Consider the following 17,099-nt stretch of genomic DNA (forward strand, 5'->3'; position numbering starts at 1 on the left):
ATGGTGTTCTTGAAGGAGACAAAATGGCTTCCACACAACCCGAACGAATTCTGATCGCCGGCGCCGCTGGCCGTGACTTCCATGATTTCAACACCGTTTTTCGTGATAACGCGCAATATCAGGTGGTTGCTTTCACGGCTACGCAAATCCCCAATATCGATGATCGTCGCTATCCCGCCGAACTTGCCGGCAATCTTTACCCCGATGGTGTCCCCATTTACGCCGAATCGCAGTTGGAGCAGTTGATCGCCGACCTGTCCGTGGACCAGGTGGTGTTTTCCTACTCCGACGTGTCGCATGAATATGTGATGCACCTGGCTTCGCGGGTGCTGGCGGCGGGGGCGGATTTCCGCCTGATGGGGCCGCGGCGCACCATGCTAAAATCCAGCAAGCCCGTCGTCTCCATTGGCGCGGTGCGCACCGGCTGCGGCAAGAGTCAGACCTCGCGCCACATCGTGCGCGCGCTGCAAGAGATGGGGTACGAGCGGGTGGTGGCGGTGCGCCACCCGATGCCGTACGGCAATCTGGCGGCGCAGGCGGTGCAGCGGTTTGCCACCTACGCGGACATGGATCATCACAACTGCACCATTGAGGAGCGGGAAGAGTACGAGCCATACGTGGTGATGGGGGCGGTGATTTACGCGGGGGTCGATTATGAGGCGATCTTGCGCCAGGCGGAGGCGGAAGCGGACATTGTCGTCTGGGATGGCGGCAACAATGACGTGCCTTTCTTCCAGTCGGACTACCATGTGGTGGTCACGGACCCGCATCGCCCGGGACACGAACTGCGTTACCATCCGGGCGAGGCGAACTTACGCATGGCGGACGCGGTGGTGATCAACAAGGTGGACACTGCCGATTACGATAATGTGATCACGGTGCAGCAGAATATCCGCCACGTGAACCCGACCGCGCCGATCGTGAAGGCGGCTTCGCCCATCTTCGTGGATGATCCGGATGCCATTCGGGGTAAGAAGGTGTTGGTGGTGGAGGATGGCCCGACGTTGACGCATGGAGAAATGGCGTATGGCGCGGGCGTGGTGGCGGCGCGCAGTTTTGACGCGGCGGAGATTATCGATCCCCGGCCTTATGCGGTGCGCTCCATTGCCGGCACTTACGCGAAATATCCATCTACGGGGGCGGTTTTGCCGGCAATGGGCTATGGCCACGAGCAAATGGCCGATCTGGCGGAAACCATCAACCGCACCCCCGCCGACCTCGTGATTATTGCCACGCCGATTGACCTGGGCCGCCTGATTGACATCAACCTGCCCAGCCAGCGCGTGCGCTACGAACTGCAATCCATCGGCCAGCCTGCCTTAACCGACCTGTTGCGCGCTAAATTTGGCCGTTAACATCTGCCTGGCGGTGTGACGCACATTTCGCCATGTGCGTCACGCTCCTTTTCTTATTCCTCACGCCCCGACTGCTGAATCAGCTTTGCCACTAGTGCCGTCCAGCCCGTTTGATGGCTGGCGCCGTGCCCGCCGCCCCCATCCCCGTGGAAGTATTCATAAAACAGAATCAGGTCGCGCCAGTGCGGATTGTCGCGCCAGATGGATTGCTCGCCAAAGACGGGGCGTGTCCCCGCTGCGTCCGCGCGGAAAATGTTGATCAACCGCCGCGAAAGCTCGGTCGCCACCTGGCCTAGCGTCATCTGGTTGGTTGATCCGGTAGGGAAGGCCACGGTGAGACTGTTCCCATAGAAGTGGTGATATTTTTGCAGCGCCTCAATGATTAAGAAGTTGATGGGAAACCAGACGGGACCGCGCCAGTTGGAGTTGCCGCCGAATACGCCGCTGCGTGACTCCGCGGGCTGGTAGCTGACGGAATAATCGTGCCCGTTGACGAAGAAGTCGTATGGGTGCTGTTCGTGGTATTTGGAGAGGGAGCGGATGCCATAGGGGGAGAGAAACTCTTCTTCGTCCAACATGCGGTGTAGCAGGCGCAGCAGGCGTTCGCGCGTGAGGAAGGAGGCCAGGCGGCGATGTCCGACTCCGTGGATGTCCATGCCGGCAATATGCCCACTCAAACGAGGCCGATTCTCCAAAAACCAATGCGTGCGCCGGTCGAAAACAGGCATGATGTCCAGCATCTCCTGCTCAATCACCTGCACGCCAATCAGCGGCAGCAGCCCCACCAGCGACCGCACCTTCAGCGGCACAACGCGCTCATCAGGCAAGTGCAGCACGTCATAAAAAAAGCCATCCTCCTCATCCCACAGGCTGACGTTGTCCTCCCGCCCGCCCGTCATGGCGTAAGCGATACGCAAAAAATGCTCGAAGAATTTCGTCGCCAGGTCCTGATAAACCGGCTCCTCTTTCGCCAGTTCCAGGGCGATGCGCATCATCTCCAGGCAGTAAAATCCCATCCAGGCCGTGCCATCCGACTGGTCAATGTGGCCGCCGGTGGGCAGTTGGGCGCTGCGATCAAAAACGCCGATGTTGTCCAGTCCGAGGAAGCCCCCCTGGAAAATGTTATTGTCATCCGCGTCTTTGCGGTTGGTCCACCAGGTAAAGTTCAGCAGCAGCTTGTGGAAAATCGCCTCCAAAAATTCCCGGTCGCGGCGGCCCGACTGTTTGGCGTCAATTTTGAACACGCGCCAGGCGGCCCAGGCGTGCACCGGCGGATTCACGTCGCCGAAAGCCCATTCATAGGCGGGAAGTTGGCCGTTGGGGTGCATGTACCATTCGCGGGTGAGCAAGATAAGCTGCCGCCGCGCAAAATCGGGGTCCAACAGCGTCAGGGGGACGGTATGAAAGGCCAGGTCCCAGGTGGCATACCAGGGGTATTCCCACTTGTCCGGCATGGAGATGATGTCGAAGTTGCTGAGGTGAATCCACTCGCTGTTGCGCCCGTGCCGGCGGGTGGTGGGCGGCGGTGGCGCGCCGGGATCGCCCGCCAACCATTGCTCCATGTCGTAGTAGTAAAGCTGTTTGGTCCACAATAGCCCGGCAAAGGCTTGCCGCTGGATCAGGCGTTCATCCGCGCACAAGTGCGATGGCTGCAGCGCCTCGTAAAACGCATCCGCCTCCGCCTGCCGCTGCGCGAAGATGGCCTCATAATGGGCGAAGGGGGCGGGCATTTCGTCCGCCGATTCTGCCAGGCGCAGGCGGAAGGTGATGGATTGTCCGGCGGCCAGTGAGCCGTGGTAGTAGGCGGCGGCTTTGGTGCCGACCTGATCTGGGTTGATGGCGCCGGGTTCGCCGTTGACGAGGTGGCGGTGGAAGGCGTCTTTGACGTAGGGGCCGGCATTGGGGGTGTGGAAGAGGCGCTCGTTGTTGGTGTCGTTTTCGGTGAAGAACAGGGCGGGTTGTTCGTCGGCGTGGAGGTAGTAGTTGCCGGCATTTCCATGCCGCAAGGCGATAGTGGAGACATTTTCGTGCCGCGAGACCTGTTGCAGTGAGGGTTTTGCCGGCACATCGCGCATCGGACCGTCGGGGTAACCCCAACGCCACGTATTGCGGAACCAGATAGTCGGCAGCAGGTAGTAGTTGGCCGCTTGCGGGGCGCGATTGGTGAGCGTGACGCGGATGAGGATGTCTTCCTGGTACGCCTTGGCGTACTCCACCAGCACGTCAAAATAGACGTCATCGGCGAAGATGCCCGTATCCAGCAGTTCATACTCCGCCTCGGCAAAGCCACGCCGCCGGTTTTCCGCAACCAGGTCCGCATAGGGGAAGGCGCGCTGCGGATACCGGTAGAGCATCTTCATGTAGCTGTGGGTGGGGGTGTTGTCCAGGTAGAAGTACTGCTCTTTCACGTCCTCGCCGTGGTTGCCTTCGGGTCCGGTGAGGCCAAAGAGACGCTCTTTGAGAATGGGGTCTTGCCCGTTCCAAAGGGCAATGGCGAAGCAGATGTACTGATTGCGGTCGCTAATGCCGGCAAGTCCATCTTCATTCCAGCGGTAGGCACGGCTGCGGGCGTGGTCGTGCGGAAAGTAGTCCCAGGCCGATCCGTCGGCGCTGTAATCCTCGCGCACGGTTCCCCAGGCGCGTTCACTGAGATAAGGCCCCCAGTTTTTCCAGTTTGCCTGGCGCGTGCGGTGGGCCTCCAGGCGAAGGTGCTCCTCGGTTCGTTTCATGGGTGGGGGGTTCCCTGTGCCGGCATCCGCCGGCGCGGGCGACGGACAAGGTCAGCCACCGGTCCCTATTTTGAGGCGGGACCATTCGCTCCAGGAGCCGACGTATAATTTGCCCGGTTCCATGCCGGCATATTCCTGCGCGACCAGATTCAGACAGGCAGTGACGCCGGAGCCACAATAGTAGACCGCTTCGGCGGGGGGGATTTCGCCGAGGAGTTGTTCCAGTTGCGCGCGGATTTGCGCTGCCGGCAAAAAGCGCCCGTTCGCGTCCAGGTTCTGGGCATAAGGATGGTTGACGGCTCCCGGAATGTGCCCGGCGACGGGGTCAATCGGCTCAATTTCGCCGCGATAGCGGGGTGGGTCGCGGGAATCGACGAGCAAGGCGGCGGTGGGCACGTCGTCCATTTCGATGAGCCAGTCGTGGTTGGTGGCCCCGATGAAGAGGGCGCGCGGGTGGGTTTCCACGCCGCCGCGCGTGGGATAGGCGGCGGCAACCCACGCCTGCCAGCCGCCGTTGAGGACGGCGACGGCGGTGTGCCCCATGTAGCGCAGCATCCACCAGAGACGGGCGGCGTATGCGCCGCCGACGTCATCATAAACAACGACTTGCTTCTCTTTGTTGATACCCAGGCGACAAAATAGCCGGGACATGGCGGCGGGGGAGGGGAGGGGGTGGCGTCCCTGGTCGGTGAAGGGGGGGCCGCAGAGGTCGTGGTCGAGGTGGGCGTAGGTGGCGGTGGGGATGTGGCCGGTTTCGTAGGCGCGGATGCCGGCATCGACATCTGCCAACGTATAGCGACAATCCACGATTATCCAGTCCGCGTCGCCCACGTGTGGCAGCAAATCAGCGGCATCAATTATCGAACGATACATAAACGCCTACTCCCAACCACCTACTATCCCCCATCCTTCACCACCGGATCAGGAAGTTGCCCAAACTCCGCCACCCAATACCACACGTTGGGTGCGCCAAAATCGGCCGTATACCCCACGCCCACGCTCACCGCCCGATTATTGAGGATAATGCGCCGATGTGGCGGGCTATTCACCCAAAACTCCACCACCCGGCGCGCCTCGTCGAAGCCCCACGCCGTCGTCTCGCCGCCGTAGTTGCCCTCATAACCGTACTGTTGCAACCGTTCAAACGGGCGGGAACCGTCAGAGCCGACATGCCCCGTGAACTCGTTGACGGCCATATCTTCCGTGTGTCGTTGCGCGGCCACGCTCATTTCGTAGACGTAGGAGAGCGGGGGCAGGCTGTGCAGGCGGCGCGCTTCGTTGATGTACCAGAGCAACTGCTCCGCCGGCGTGGCCGTTTCCGGTAGGGGGGCGGGGTCCAGTTGGATGGGTTCAAACGCCTCGTAGCTGCGTTCCGCGCTGAGCGAGACCACATTGGCTTGTGGCGCGTCCGCGTTGGTCTGTGGCGCGTCCGCGGGAGCCAGCGGCGCACCGGGATATTGCGCGCCGGGCAATGCCAGCAGGGGCAGGAAAATGGTGCGCCCCAGGTTCGTGTTAACGCGAATCCATTGCCCCACCTTTGTTTCGCCGTACTCATTGCGCGCCGTGAGCACCACGTAATGGTCTCCCCCGGTCCAAAAAACGTGATTCACGCTGCTGCCGTCGTAGACGCCCCCATCCCCCATGTCCCAGGCATACCCCGTGACGGTGTTATCGCCCGCCGCCTGGGCCGTGATGGCCTCGCCCATGTTGACCGTTTCCGGCAGATAAAGCTGCGCTTGCGGCGGTATGCCCACCGTCAGCGGCCAGACGAAGGAGGCGTGCCCGCCGCTGTCGTTTTGCACCGTCAGGCTGATGTTGTAGTTGCCGGCATCGGCATATTGGTGCGCCGGCTGGCGTTCGCCGCTGGTCTGGCCGTCGCCAAAATCCCATAGGAAGTGAAGCGGCGGCGTGCCACCGCTGAGGTTGGCGAAGCGGATGATCTGTCCGACGGCGGGGGTGGAGTCGTCTGGCGTGAAGGCGGCGGTGAGCGTGTCCACGACCTGGATGACGGTGGTGACGCGGGTGGCGGCGAGGGGGTTGGCGACGTGCAGTGTGATCTGGTATTCACCGGCGACGGGATAGACGACGAGGGGATCGTTTGCTTCCAGTTCGCGCTGGTCGCCCGTCTGCCACACCTGCACGAATGGTCCGGAGCCGTCGATTTTGGCGAGCAACTGCACCGGCTGACCGACGGCGGGCTGCAAGGGATTGACGATGATGCTGGCGGTGGGGGGGAGGCCGACCCAGTAGGTGGCGGTGGCGCTGAGGGTTTCTTTGCCGCGCTGCATGTTGACGGCGAAGCTGCGTTCAGGGGCGTTGACTTCGGCGGCCCCGACGCGGAATTGGAGGGACATGGTTTGCTGGCTGGCGTCTGGTTTGACGAGGGGCTGCCAGGTGATGTGGTTGGTGGTGAGGTCGAAGCTGGTGGATGCCGGCATGATCCCCACGTTGAGGTCGAGAAATGCCGGCAGCGGAATGTCGATCAACGGGACGGCCGGCTCCTGTCCCCGGTTCGTGACCACAAACGTCGCCGTCAACTGCTCCCCCGGACTGGTCACGGGCGGCGAGAGGAATAGCTCTAATTGTACCTCTCCCGGAATCTGCGCGTACCCCGTTACCTCCGGTACGGGCAGCTCCGCTGCGCGCGCCACACCACCGCCGCTGGCCAGGAAAGCCAGCAGGCTGAGAATGACCATTACCAGGGTGATTTGACGGAAGCGGCGCATATGGCTGGCAGTTTATCAGACTTGCCACGAGTATTCAAGCAACAAAACAGTGGCCTGATGGACGGGGGAGGGTTTTCATTGGGGCGATCCATTGATTTTCCCACAATGAAGATGCTTCGCGGCGGCTACCTGCCGCCTGATGGCTGCGATATTTCCTCATTGTGCCCTTTTCTATCCTGAGTTACTATTATAGCCCTTGTGGGCAATCTGGGTGCAAGGCAAAAATGTCGTTGACCGACCATGCCTTTGCGCCTCTCTCACGTCATCTTCATTCTTCAAGAGGCATTTTGCGCCCATGTCTTTGTCGTTCACGCACAAGCAAGCAGACCGCGGTTTTCTGGCCCGCATTTTGCGCCTGGGACTGAAGATTTCTGGGGTGCATAATGGGGATTTGCGGGTGGATACGTCGGTGTCCGTGCCGGCACAAAGCGTGGTCATCGGTGCGATCATTGCCCCGCGTGTTGAGGTGCGTGGTCTGGTGCGCGGCGACATTTTCGCGCGAGAGATCATCGTCCATGCCGGGGGCCAGGTGTGGGGCGACATTTATACGCGCGCTTGCCAGGTGTTTCTTGGCGGCCACGTGCGCGGTCGCCTGAATACGCTGGATGAGGCGGATTTTTCGCTGGCGGATATGCCGGCGATGTTTTTGGAAAGTGGAGATGGGGATGGTGAAATGCCGGCATCTCCATCTCCCCCCACCGCCATTCCTGAAGCCCCTTCTCCCCAACTAATCCTCATCCACCGCCTCGAAAACGAAGCCGCCACAGCCCTTGCCGGACGCGCCGAACTCGAGCAAGCCTTTGAGCAAAAACTGGCGCAAAAAGCAGGCGACGCTGTCGCCGAAGTGTTTACCCTCCGCCATGAATTACAGGCGACGCGGGCGGACCTGCAAACGACCCACCAGAGCCTGCAAGAAACCCGGCTAGACCTGGCTGCCCGCGAGTCGGAACTGGCCGCGGAAACGGGCTTGCGCACCCAATTGGAAGCCGATCTGTCGCGGAGCCAGGCGGAACACGCTGCCGCCGCCCAGGCCCTCAACGACCAGCAAGAAGCAACCGACCTGCTGCGCCAACAAAAGGCGGTCCTGGAATCTGACTGGCGACAAACGCTGGAGGAGCTGCGCCAGATGACGGAGCGGGCGCATAATCTGGAGAGCGCCATGCAGGCAAGTTTGCTCCACTCCGCGGAACAGGAAGAGGCGTTGCTCCGCTGGCAAGAACTGGCCGAAGTGACGGAATCACAGGCGGCGGAGCTTCAACACGCATTGCAGGCAGCCCAATTGGAACTCGAAAAGCAAACGACACTGGCAGCAACCCTGCGCGAAGAACGGGCGGAACTGCGTCGCCAGTTGACGCAAACGCGCGCGGAGCGGGATGCGTTGGCACAGGCGGAGGAAGCCCAGGCAGCCGCCGAGGCCGCCCTCGCGGAACTACAGCAGCTTTACGCGCGGGCGCAAGGGGAACGTGAACGGCTGCGCCTGGAACGGGATGAAATGCAGGGTCAATTGGCGCTGCAGGAGGAAACGTTCGCCACCTTGACGGATTTGCGCGCCAGTCAGAAGGACGTGACGCAGCGGTATGAGGCGCTTCGGGCGCAGCGAGATGACTTGGAAACTCAGTTAGAAACGCGCCAGGCGGAGTTGGCGCAGTTGCGGACCCGTTTGCAAGAAGCCGAGGCCGCGCGTGAGGAACTGGTTGCGGCGGCGGCGCGGGCGGCTGACTTGCAGGCCGCGTTGGCGCGTCAGGAAGATTTGGAGGCGGCGCTGGCCACGGCCACGACGCAGGCGAATGAGTCCGTCGATCTGCTAGTGTGGTACAAGGCGTCTCTACAGGTGACGCAGCAGGACCTGGCGGAAAGAGAACAGTCTCTGGCGCGGTCCCAGGCGAAAAATGCCGGGTTGCTCGCCCAGTTGGAAGAGCGCGCCCGGCTGGTGGATAAATGGAAAACCAATGTCAGTCGCCTCACGGAGCTTCTCTATGCCGCCGAGCGCCGCGCTAAGAAACTGGAAGCCGGGCTGGCTCAATACAAAGAGGCCGCCCAATTGGAATCAGACCGCCTTGCTGCCGAACTGCGTCAGTCGCAGGCGCAGCGGAATGCCAGCGAACAAGAAGCCAACGTGCTGCACCAATCCGTGGCCGCTCAGGGAGAGCGCTTGGCCTGGCTGCAAACGACCCTGGTGGAACGTGACCTCGCTTTAGAAAAATTGCAAGCCACTTTTGACGAGCAAAAACGCTCGCTATACTCCGTGCGCCAACTGGCAACTGCCCGTATCCGAGAGCTGGAGCAAGAACTTGCCCTTGCCCAACGACAACTCAAAGACCTCACGCAATGGCTGGAACGTAAGAAGACGGCCAACAAGCAGCAGCCAACTTCTAATAATTAGGAGGTTACTGCTAAGCCAGATTGGACCAATTTTCCCGGTTTTCTGGTGAAGATGGCCGTTGAGCGCATGAAATTGGTCCAATCTCCGGGAGGGGGTCGAGTTGCGATGATTTACCCGATCTCCCATTCGCCGACAAGGTGTTTTCGCGGGAGAAGCAGCAGCCTGCCACCTTCCAACTACCAACCGTCAACTTTCTCAAAGGAGACCCACACGCATGTCAGACATTGAATTTGCCGTGATCGGCGGCAGCGGACTTTACAACATGGCCGAGTTGACGGATGTCAGCGAGGAGCGCGTCACGACGCCATTTGGCGATCCTTCCGATGCCATCATCATTGGCCGCCTGCATGGGCGGCGCGTTGCCTTTCTCCCCCGTCATGGGCGTGGACACATCCTCAACCCCAGCGAGGTCCCCTATCGCGCCAACATCTACGCCCTCAAGAGCCTCGGCGTGAAATACATCGTTTCCGTCAGCGCCTGTGGTTCGTTGCGCGAAGATTACGCGCCGGGGCACATTGTTGTCCCGGACCAACTGTTTGATCACACCAAAGGATTGCGGGCGATGAGCTTCTTTGACGAGGGCCTGGTGGCGCACGTCAGCGTTGCTCACCCCTTCTCCCCCGAACTCAGCGCTATCCTCGCTGGTTCCGCGCGCGCCGTTGGCGGCGTTACACATGAAGGCGGCACATTCATCACCATCGAAGGGCCGCGCTTCTCCACCAAAGGCGAATCCCAACTGTACCGCCAATGGGGCATGAGCATTATTGGCATGACGACTAGCCCGGAAGCTTTTCTGGCGATGGAGGCGGAAATGGCCTACGCCTGCATGGCGCACGTCACCGATTACGACGTATGGCACGAGAGCGAACAACCCGTGACGGTGGAAATGGTTATCCGCACGCTGATCGGGAATACCCAGGTAGCCCAGGCGGCCATCAGCCACATGGTGCGCACCATGGACGAATGGGCGGCTCCGTTTGTCGCGCATTCCGCCCTGAAAGATGCGTTGATCACCGACCGCGCGCGCATCTCCGCCGCCGCGCGCCGGCGCCTGGCGCTGTTGGTAGACGACTACCTCCAGGCGGGATAGGCTCGCATTGTGGGCGTTTGGATAGGCGGTTAAATGCCGGCATTCCGGCCAACGACCGATCAAGTGCGCGGGAATGAGCGAATCGTGGCCGACGCCAATAACTTGCCAATTGGCAGGTTGAATATATCTTGGACGAGTGCAGAGTGAGGATGTGCTGGACCGGCTGTTTGTCGTGCAGCGGATAAGGCAGCGGTGGCTGCTGCTGCTGGCGGCGGCATTCGTGCTGCTGAATGGGTTGGCGCTCAGCCTGGCGTTGTCGGGGGCGGTACGCTGGCAGCATCTCTGGGGGCCGATGGTGTGGGCCGGGTTGGTGGCGATAGCGCACGGGGTGCTCAACCGATACAAGCCCACCCATGATGCCTTGTTGCTGCCCCTGGTGGGTTTGCTGACGGGGTGGGGGCTGGTGCTGCAAGACCGGTTGGCGGCCAATTTTCTGCCGCGACAGATATTGTGGTTGGCATTAGGGATGGCGGCCATGTTGGCGACGGCTGTTCTGCCGCGAAACCTGCGCTTCCTGCGTCGCTACCGTTACACCTGGCTCACGTTTGGGCTGCTGCTGCTGGCGGCGACGCTCTTGTTCGGCGTCAATCCGTCAGGTTTTGGCGCGACCCTGTGGTTAAAAATCCCATTGCTGGGGCGCGTGTTTTTTCAACCATCGGAGTTGATGAAACTGCTGCTGGTGATCTTTCTCGGCAGCTACTTCGCCGAGCGGGAGTCGCTGCTGCAGACGCGGCAGGGCTTGTTTGGGGCGCTGCCCTACCTGGCTCCCCTGCTATTGATGTGGGGGTTCTGCGTGGTGCTGCTGGTGTGGCAGCGGGACCTGGGCGCGGCCACGCTGTTCTTCCTCGTGTTTTTGCTACTGTTGTACCTGGCGTCGGCGGAGAAGCGTTATTTGTGGATTGGCTTGGGGTTGCTGGCGGTTGCCGGCATTTTTGCCTACTTCCTCTTTGATGTGGTTGCCTTGCGCGTGGATGCCTGGTGGAACCCCTGGCCGGACGCCGCCGGACGCGCCTTTCAGATCGTGCAATCACTCTACGCCCTGGCCGCCGGCGGTCTGACCGGCACAGGCGTGGGGCAGGGTTTTCCGGGGTACATTCCCGTAGTACATTCCGACTTCGCTTTTGCGGCCATCGGCGAGGAGTGGGGCCTCATCGGTAGCCTGGGGATAGTGGCCTGTTTCCTGTTGCTGGTGCATCGCGGCTTGCATATCGCCATGCAGGCGCGGCGTCCGTTTCACTTCTACCTGGCGACGGGGATTTCGCTGTTGTTTGCGGCGCAGTCGTTCTTGATCATGGCCGGCGTCGTCAAGTTGCTGCCCCTGACCGGGGTGACGCTGCCGTTTGTCAGTTACGGCGGCAGTTCGCTGTTGGTGAGCTTTGTGATGGTGGGGCTGCTTTTGTTCTTGTCGGCGGAGCGGGATCAACAGGGCTTGCGCGCCAGGGGTGTGACAAAGACGATGATGAGGCGCAAATGAAGGCGCAGCGGCAGCGGCTGCGCCGCTTGAATCTGGCGATTTTGCTGGCGTTTGTGGCCGTGGGCGTGTCGCTCGTTTACTGGGCGGGGGTGCGGGCGGGCGGCATCCTGGCGCGTGACGATAACCCGCGGTTGGTGGAGGCGGAGCTGCGTATCCAGCGTGGGGAGATTCTCGACAGCCAGGACCGGGTGTTGGCGCGGAGTGTGGCGGAGGGGGAGCGATTTCAGCGCGTCTATCCGCTGGCGGATATGGGTCCGGCGGTGGGCTATTATAGTTTGCGACATGGAATTGCCGGCATTGAACAAGGACTCGACCCCATTCTGCGCGGCGAAACCGGCGACTGGCGTACCCTGGCTTTACGAAACGTCTTGCACATGCCCCAGGTGGGGCAAGACGTGCGCCTGACGCTGGACGCCGATTGGCAGCAGGCCGCCGAGACGCTTCTGGGCGACCGCCGCGGCGCGGTACTCCTGTTTACGCTTTCCGACACCGCCATTCGCGCGCTGGTCAGTCATCCAACTTTCGACCCTAATCAACTTGATGAGCAGTTTGACGCGCTCATGGCGGATGAAGATGCGCCGCTGTTGAATCGGGCTACGCAGGGGCGGTACCAGCCCGGCCTGGCGCTGCAACCCTTCATCCTGGCCGGGGTGGTGGCTACGGACCGCCTGAGCCTGGACAACGCCGTTCCCGATGCGACCGTGCCCGTGCCCGTGTTGGACAGCATTCTTACCTGCGCGAACCAGCCGGAAGACGTCACACATCTGGCGGACGCGCTGCGGTATGGCTGTCCCGCACCCATGTTAACCGTGGAGAGTGTGCTGCAAGCCGCGGAATTGCAGCAGATTTTCGCCGATTTTGGGTTGACCACGGCCCCGGAACTGCCGTTGGTGACGGAAACGAGCGAGGCGACGCCACCTCAGGATATGCGTCTGGCTGTGTTGGGGCAGGAAAATCTGACGGTGACGCCGCTGCAACTGGGGATGGCCTGGATGGCGCTGGCGAATGGGGGTGTCTTGAGCCAGCCGCGTTTGGTGGCGGCGATTGCGGAGGGCGGGCCGCATGGGGCGTGGCAAACGTATACCAAACTGACGCCGCCGCGCGAGGTGGTTCCGAGCCGTGTGGCGGCGGCGATCCTGGCCGCCCTGCCGCGTCAGAAAGATACGATTGAGCATGTGGCGTTGGCTTTGTCTGGTCCGGGGGGCAGCACAAACGCCTGGTATTTAGGGTTGGCGCCCGCCAGCGACCCGCGGTTGGCGGTGGTGGTGATTATTGAGGGGAGCGATGATGTGGGCGCGGCGCAAGAGGTGGGGCGGGCGCTGCTGGCGGCGGCCTTTGGGCGATAAAACTGGACTGGAGCATTCTTTTAGGTAACGACTAACGCTCTCTGGAGATTGGTCCAATGGGGCTTAGCCGTTTCTTTTTAGAATGCTCCAGTCTGTTCTCATGTGTTTAGGCGCCGGTCGCCAGTTCTAGCAGTTTTTGAATGCGGGGGAGCATTTCGACGGGATTGGGGTGCAGCCCTTCTTGCACGAGCGCACTTTCGTATAGCTGTTCGATGGTCAGGTTGATGATGCCGGCATCTGGCTTCTCCGCGATCATACGGGCCAGATTCACGACGATGGGGTGCTGGCGGTTGACCTCCAGAATGCGTTTAGGCACTTCGTAATTCTGGTCGGTGAAGCGACGAATGCGCTCCATCTCCCGATCCCGCGCATCTTCCGGTGACACCAGGCGCACGGGACTATCCTTGAGCAGCCTGGAGGGACGCACCTCAATGATGCGGTCACCCAGCGTGGTGACGCAGCGGCCAATGAAGCGGTTGAAGTCCGCCTCAGCCAGTTCCGGCGTGTCCGTTTCTTCCGCTTCCGCGGCGGGCAGTTCAGGGAGTTCCAGGCCGGCGTCGTCGATGTTCTTCAGCTTCTTGCCCCGATATTCGGTGAGGACGGGAGCGAGGAAGGCGTCCAGCGGATCAACCCAGTAGAGCACCTCCAGGTTGCGAGCGCGGAAGGGGTCCAGGTGTGGACTATGCGCCACGGAGGTCAGGCTGTCTCCCATCACGTAGTAGATGTTCTCTTGCGCTTCCGGCAGCGCGTCTACGTAGGCGTCCAGGGAGGTGAGACTACTATTGGACGTGGAGGAGTGGAAGCGGAGGAAGGGGAGCAAATCCTCTTTGGCTTCGGGGTCAAGGGCCAATCCTTCTTTGAATACGCGCCCATAAGCCTGCCAGAATTTCGCGTATTTGTCGCTGTCTTTGTTTGCCATGTGGCGCAATTCGCGCAGGATACGGCTGCGCAGGGTCTTGCCCAGGTGGCGCATGAGACGATTGTTTTGTACGGTTTCGCGGCTGACGTTGAGCGGCAGGTCTTCGGAGTCTACGACGCCATCGACGAAGTCGAGCCATTTGGGCAGGAGGTCGGTACAGTATTCCTGGATGAGGACGTTGCGGGAGTAGAGTTTGACGCCGGGTTCCTTGCGTAGGGAGAAGATGCTGCGCTCGCGGTCGGCGGGGATGAAGAGGAGGGCGCGTACGTTTACGGGAGCATCGGCGCTGAGGTGGATGCTGGACAGCGGTGGGTTGAAATCGAGGGAGAATTGCTGATAGAAGTTGTCGTAATCTTCCTGTTGTACGTCGCTGGGGTTTTTACGCCAGAGGGATTCGCGCTGGTTGGCCTGTTCTTCGCCAACGTAGATGGGGTAGCTGACGAAGTCGGAATGTTTTTTGATGATTTGCTTGAGTTTCCAGGGGTCGGCGAAGTCGGCGGCGTCTGTTTTGAGGGAGATGTGGATTTCGGTGCCGCGGTCGTTTTTGGATGCCGGCATTACCTCAAACGCATCATCCCCTCGTGACACCCAGGCCGCCGCGCTGGCCTCCGGCTGATAGCTGCGCGAAACCACGCGCACTTCATCCGCTACCATAAAAACGGAATAGAAACCAACGCCAAACTGGCCGATCACATCACCGAGTTGCGTGGCATCTGTCCCGTTGCTCTTCATCTTCTGGAGGAACTCGCGCGCACCCGATTGGGCAATCGTACCCAGATTTTGCACCAGTTCTTCTGCCGTCATGCCGACGCCGGCGTCCTTGATGATGAGTTTTTTCGGTTCGCTCTCGCTGTCCGTCTCCAGGTGAATCGCCAGTTCCGCGCCCGCGTCGTGGACGTTTGCGTTGGTGAGCGTTTCAAAGTGCAACCGTGTGAGGGCGTCGGAGGCGTTGGAAATCAGCTCGCGCAAGAAGATTTCGCGATCCTGATACAGCGAATGCACGAGGATGTCCAGCAATTGCTTGATTTCCGCTTTGAAGTGATAGGTGCTGGTAGTGTTATCTGGTGTGGTCATTCTGCTTCCTCTTCAAAAATAGATTAGGGTCTGTCGGATCTCACGGGATTTTACGTGTGTCATGCTTCGCTTCCGCATGGCATACCCGCACCAAATCCGAAAGACCTATGATAATTAGGTGGGTAACTACTAGCCGGGTGCCCGAGCCTGTCGCCGGCAAGATGGCTTCGATAAGCTCAGCCCACGAGAGGGTTCGTTCCCGAGGCAGGCAATGGAGACAGGGAGACAGGCGTCGTCTCCCAGACTGCTCTAGTACGGCAATAATATAGCCTGATTTTGTTAGATGCGTGTAAGAGAATGTCGGTTCGCCGCCATCGGCATCCAAGACGCGCGGATGCACCATGCCGAACGGGACACGGCGCATCCGCGGAGACGTGATCGTGAGCAGGTAGGCTCGTCTACGGCTGGCTAATCATCTGGCTATAAGCCTGGCCTGTGTAGGAGTATTGGCCTTGTTGCATATTGGCGTAGGCTGCCTGGTTTGCCAGGCGGAACAACTGCGTGCTGTTGATGTTCTTGGGGACATCATTGTAGTTCACGTAGCCAAAGAAGTAGCGCGACCAGAAGAAGGAGATGAAGTCGTAGTTGTAGGTGCGCCCCAGGTCCACGATGCTCTGGATGAAGTGGATGTCCAGTGGTTGCCAGAAGCTATAAGGATCACGGGCGTAATATTCGCCCAGAGAGACTTTGCCCAAGGGTTGGGCGAGTTCCTGGGTCGTGGCTTTGTAGAGCCAGGTTTCGCCGATGACGAGACGTTTGCCGGCATTTATCGCTTGCTGCGACAGGTTGGCGGCGATTTCAAGCTGGTTGCCCTGGTCATTGGCCACCGGATAGATGTGCAGGTTGATGAAGTCCACGCTTGTTTCCTGGATATAGCGGTCAATATAGGTGCTATCTTCCCATGTGCCGTTGCCCGCGCCGTAGAGAATGCCGGCAGAACGATCCAAACTATTAAGCGTATCCTTGACGAAATTCACGAAGTCGTCCACATTCATGCGCACGCCGGTGAGGGCTACCTCGGTGGTGGGTTCGTGAGTGAGCGAGAGATAATCGGGGCGGATTTCGGAAGCGATCAGCAGGACCATGTCCTTACGCTGCTGGAAGTAGGCTTCCTTAGTGAGTCCCCGGTAATCGACAGAGACGTTGGAGAATTCCGTGCCGGCAAAAACAGGACTCGTCTCAATCAACACCTTGAAACCGCGCTGATGCGCTTCCCGCACCACCTGTTGATAAAATGATAGATACTTATCCGCGTCCGGGTAATCGGGAACCAGCAGCGGGTAGGAAATCTGCACGCCGACCCCTGTCAAACCCATTCCGCGCAAGCCGTCCAGGTATTCGCGCACAAGCTGCATGGAGCGCGGTTCCAACAACGCCGGACCCAGGTTGCCGGAAGCGGGCGTCAACTCCCCGGACCAGAACGTGCTGCTGACAGCGGGCGCTTGCGTCAAGACATTTTCTTCGAACGTGTCCAGATTTTGGTCCAGCGTCTCGTAAAGGGCATTGTAATCCGCCGGCACAGTATCGAAGGTTGGCGCCGGCGGCGACGTGGGCGTCGCGGCCACGTTGGTGGCTCCTGCCGTAGGCGCTGCCGGAGTTGGCTGTGCTGCCGCCTCCGTGGGAGCCGGCGCAGCCGCCGTGGGAGCGTCGGCGACGGCCGTCGCCGGCGCGGTAGTCGCTTCTGTCTGTTGTGGCGCTGTCGTTGCCGGTGGCTGTGACGTGGGGGTTGAGGTGATCTGCTGGCGCAGTCTCCCACGGCAGCCGGTAGCCAAAATCAGCACGACAAGAAGAAATGCTGTAAATCGTTTCATTTTATACTCCTTCAATATTGTAGGACGAATTTTTATTTCGCCTGAACGCGGAACGTGACAAGAATTCGTGAAACCTGTTCCGCTTGTCAACCAGGCCGTGCCCGACAAGGCGTGCGGCCATCGGCATTTGTTGTGGCATACGTATCTTCTCACTAAAGGGGGGGATTGTTGGTTGAGCCTGTCGGTTGAGCC

10 protein-coding genes are annotated in these 17,099 nt (G+C 60.4%); 5 read left to right on the top strand and 5 right to left on the bottom strand.

The window, feature by feature from the left end:
• Positions 1 to 23: 23 nt before the first annotated feature.
• A complete protein-coding gene (locus H6650_06180; protein MCB8951586.1) occupies positions 24 to 1,355 on the top strand; it encodes a GTPase in 1,332 nt (443 codons plus the stop codon).
• A 53-nt stretch (positions 1,356 to 1,408) separates the two neighbouring features.
• On the opposite strand, the gene H6650_06185 is transcribed toward H6650_06180, so the two are convergent.
• From H6650_06185 to H6650_06195, 3 genes are read right to left on the bottom strand one after another with little or no spacing between them, the layout of a single operon-like run.
• A complete protein-coding gene (locus H6650_06185) occupies positions 1,409 to 4,084 on the bottom strand; it encodes a glucosidase (protein ID MCB8951587.1) in 2,676 nt (891 codons plus the stop codon).
• Positions 4,085 to 4,135: 51 nt separating this feature from the next.
• Positions 4,136 to 4,957, bottom strand: a complete 822-nt coding sequence (locus H6650_06190; GenBank protein MCB8951588.1) for a sulfurtransferase — start codon at positions 4,955 to 4,957, stop codon at positions 4,136 to 4,138.
• 23 nt (positions 4,958 to 4,980) lie between these two features.
• Positions 4,981 to 6,810: a PKD domain-containing protein gene (locus H6650_06195; GenBank protein ID MCB8951589.1), complete on the bottom strand. Its 1,830-nt coding sequence runs from the start codon at positions 6,808 to 6,810 to the stop codon at positions 4,981 to 4,983.
• Between the two features lie 295 nt (positions 6,811 to 7,105).
• Here H6650_06195 and H6650_06200 point away from each other — a divergent pair, with 295 nt between their 5' ends.
• The 4 genes from H6650_06200 to H6650_06215 all read left to right on the top strand — a co-directional run bounded on the left by H6650_06200 (position 7,106) and on the right by H6650_06215 (position 13,103).
• Positions 7,106 to 9,193: a polymer-forming cytoskeletal protein gene (locus tag H6650_06200; protein ID MCB8951590.1), complete on the top strand. Its 2,088-nt coding sequence runs from the start codon at positions 7,106 to 7,108 to the stop codon at positions 9,191 to 9,193.
• Positions 9,194 to 9,407: 214 nt separating this feature from the next.
• Complete coding sequence (gene mtnP, locus H6650_06205) at positions 9,408 to 10,283, top strand: S-methyl-5'-thioadenosine phosphorylase (GenBank protein ID MCB8951591.1); 876 nt, start codon at positions 9,408 to 9,410, stop codon at positions 10,281 to 10,283.
• 136 nt (positions 10,284 to 10,419) lie between these two features.
• Positions 10,420 to 11,757 carry an FtsW/RodA/SpoVE family cell cycle protein gene (locus H6650_06210; protein ID MCB8951592.1) on the top strand — a complete coding sequence of 446 codons (1,338 nt, stop codon included), beginning with the start codon at positions 10,420 to 10,422 and terminating at the stop codon, positions 11,755 to 11,757.
• The gene (locus H6650_06215) at positions 11,754 to 13,103 is read left to right on the top strand and encodes a hypothetical protein (protein ID MCB8951593.1); all 1,350 of its coding nucleotides are present in this window, start codon (positions 11,754 to 11,756) and stop codon (positions 13,101 to 13,103) included. Before H6650_06210 ends, H6650_06215 begins: the two co-directional genes overlap by 4 nt.
• Positions 13,104 to 13,209: 106 nt before the next feature.
• Here H6650_06215 and htpG read toward each other — a convergent pair whose 3' ends face one another.
• Both htpG and H6650_06225 read right to left on the bottom strand, forming a co-directional pair.
• The gene (gene htpG, locus H6650_06220; GenBank protein MCB8951594.1) at positions 13,210 to 15,096 is read right to left on the bottom strand and encodes a molecular chaperone HtpG; all 1,887 of its coding nucleotides are present in this window, start codon (positions 15,094 to 15,096) and stop codon (positions 13,210 to 13,212) included.
• A gap of 398 nt (positions 15,097 to 15,494) precedes the next feature.
• The gene (locus H6650_06225; GenBank protein ID MCB8951595.1) at positions 15,495 to 16,907 is read right to left on the bottom strand and encodes a hypothetical protein; all 1,413 of its coding nucleotides are present in this window, start codon (positions 16,905 to 16,907) and stop codon (positions 15,495 to 15,497) included.
• Positions 16,908 to 17,099: the final 192 nt, after the last annotated feature.

Source organism: Ardenticatenales bacterium, assembly GCA_020634515.1.
GTDB lineage: Bacteria > Chloroflexota > Anaerolineae > Promineifilales > Promineifilaceae > JAGVTM01.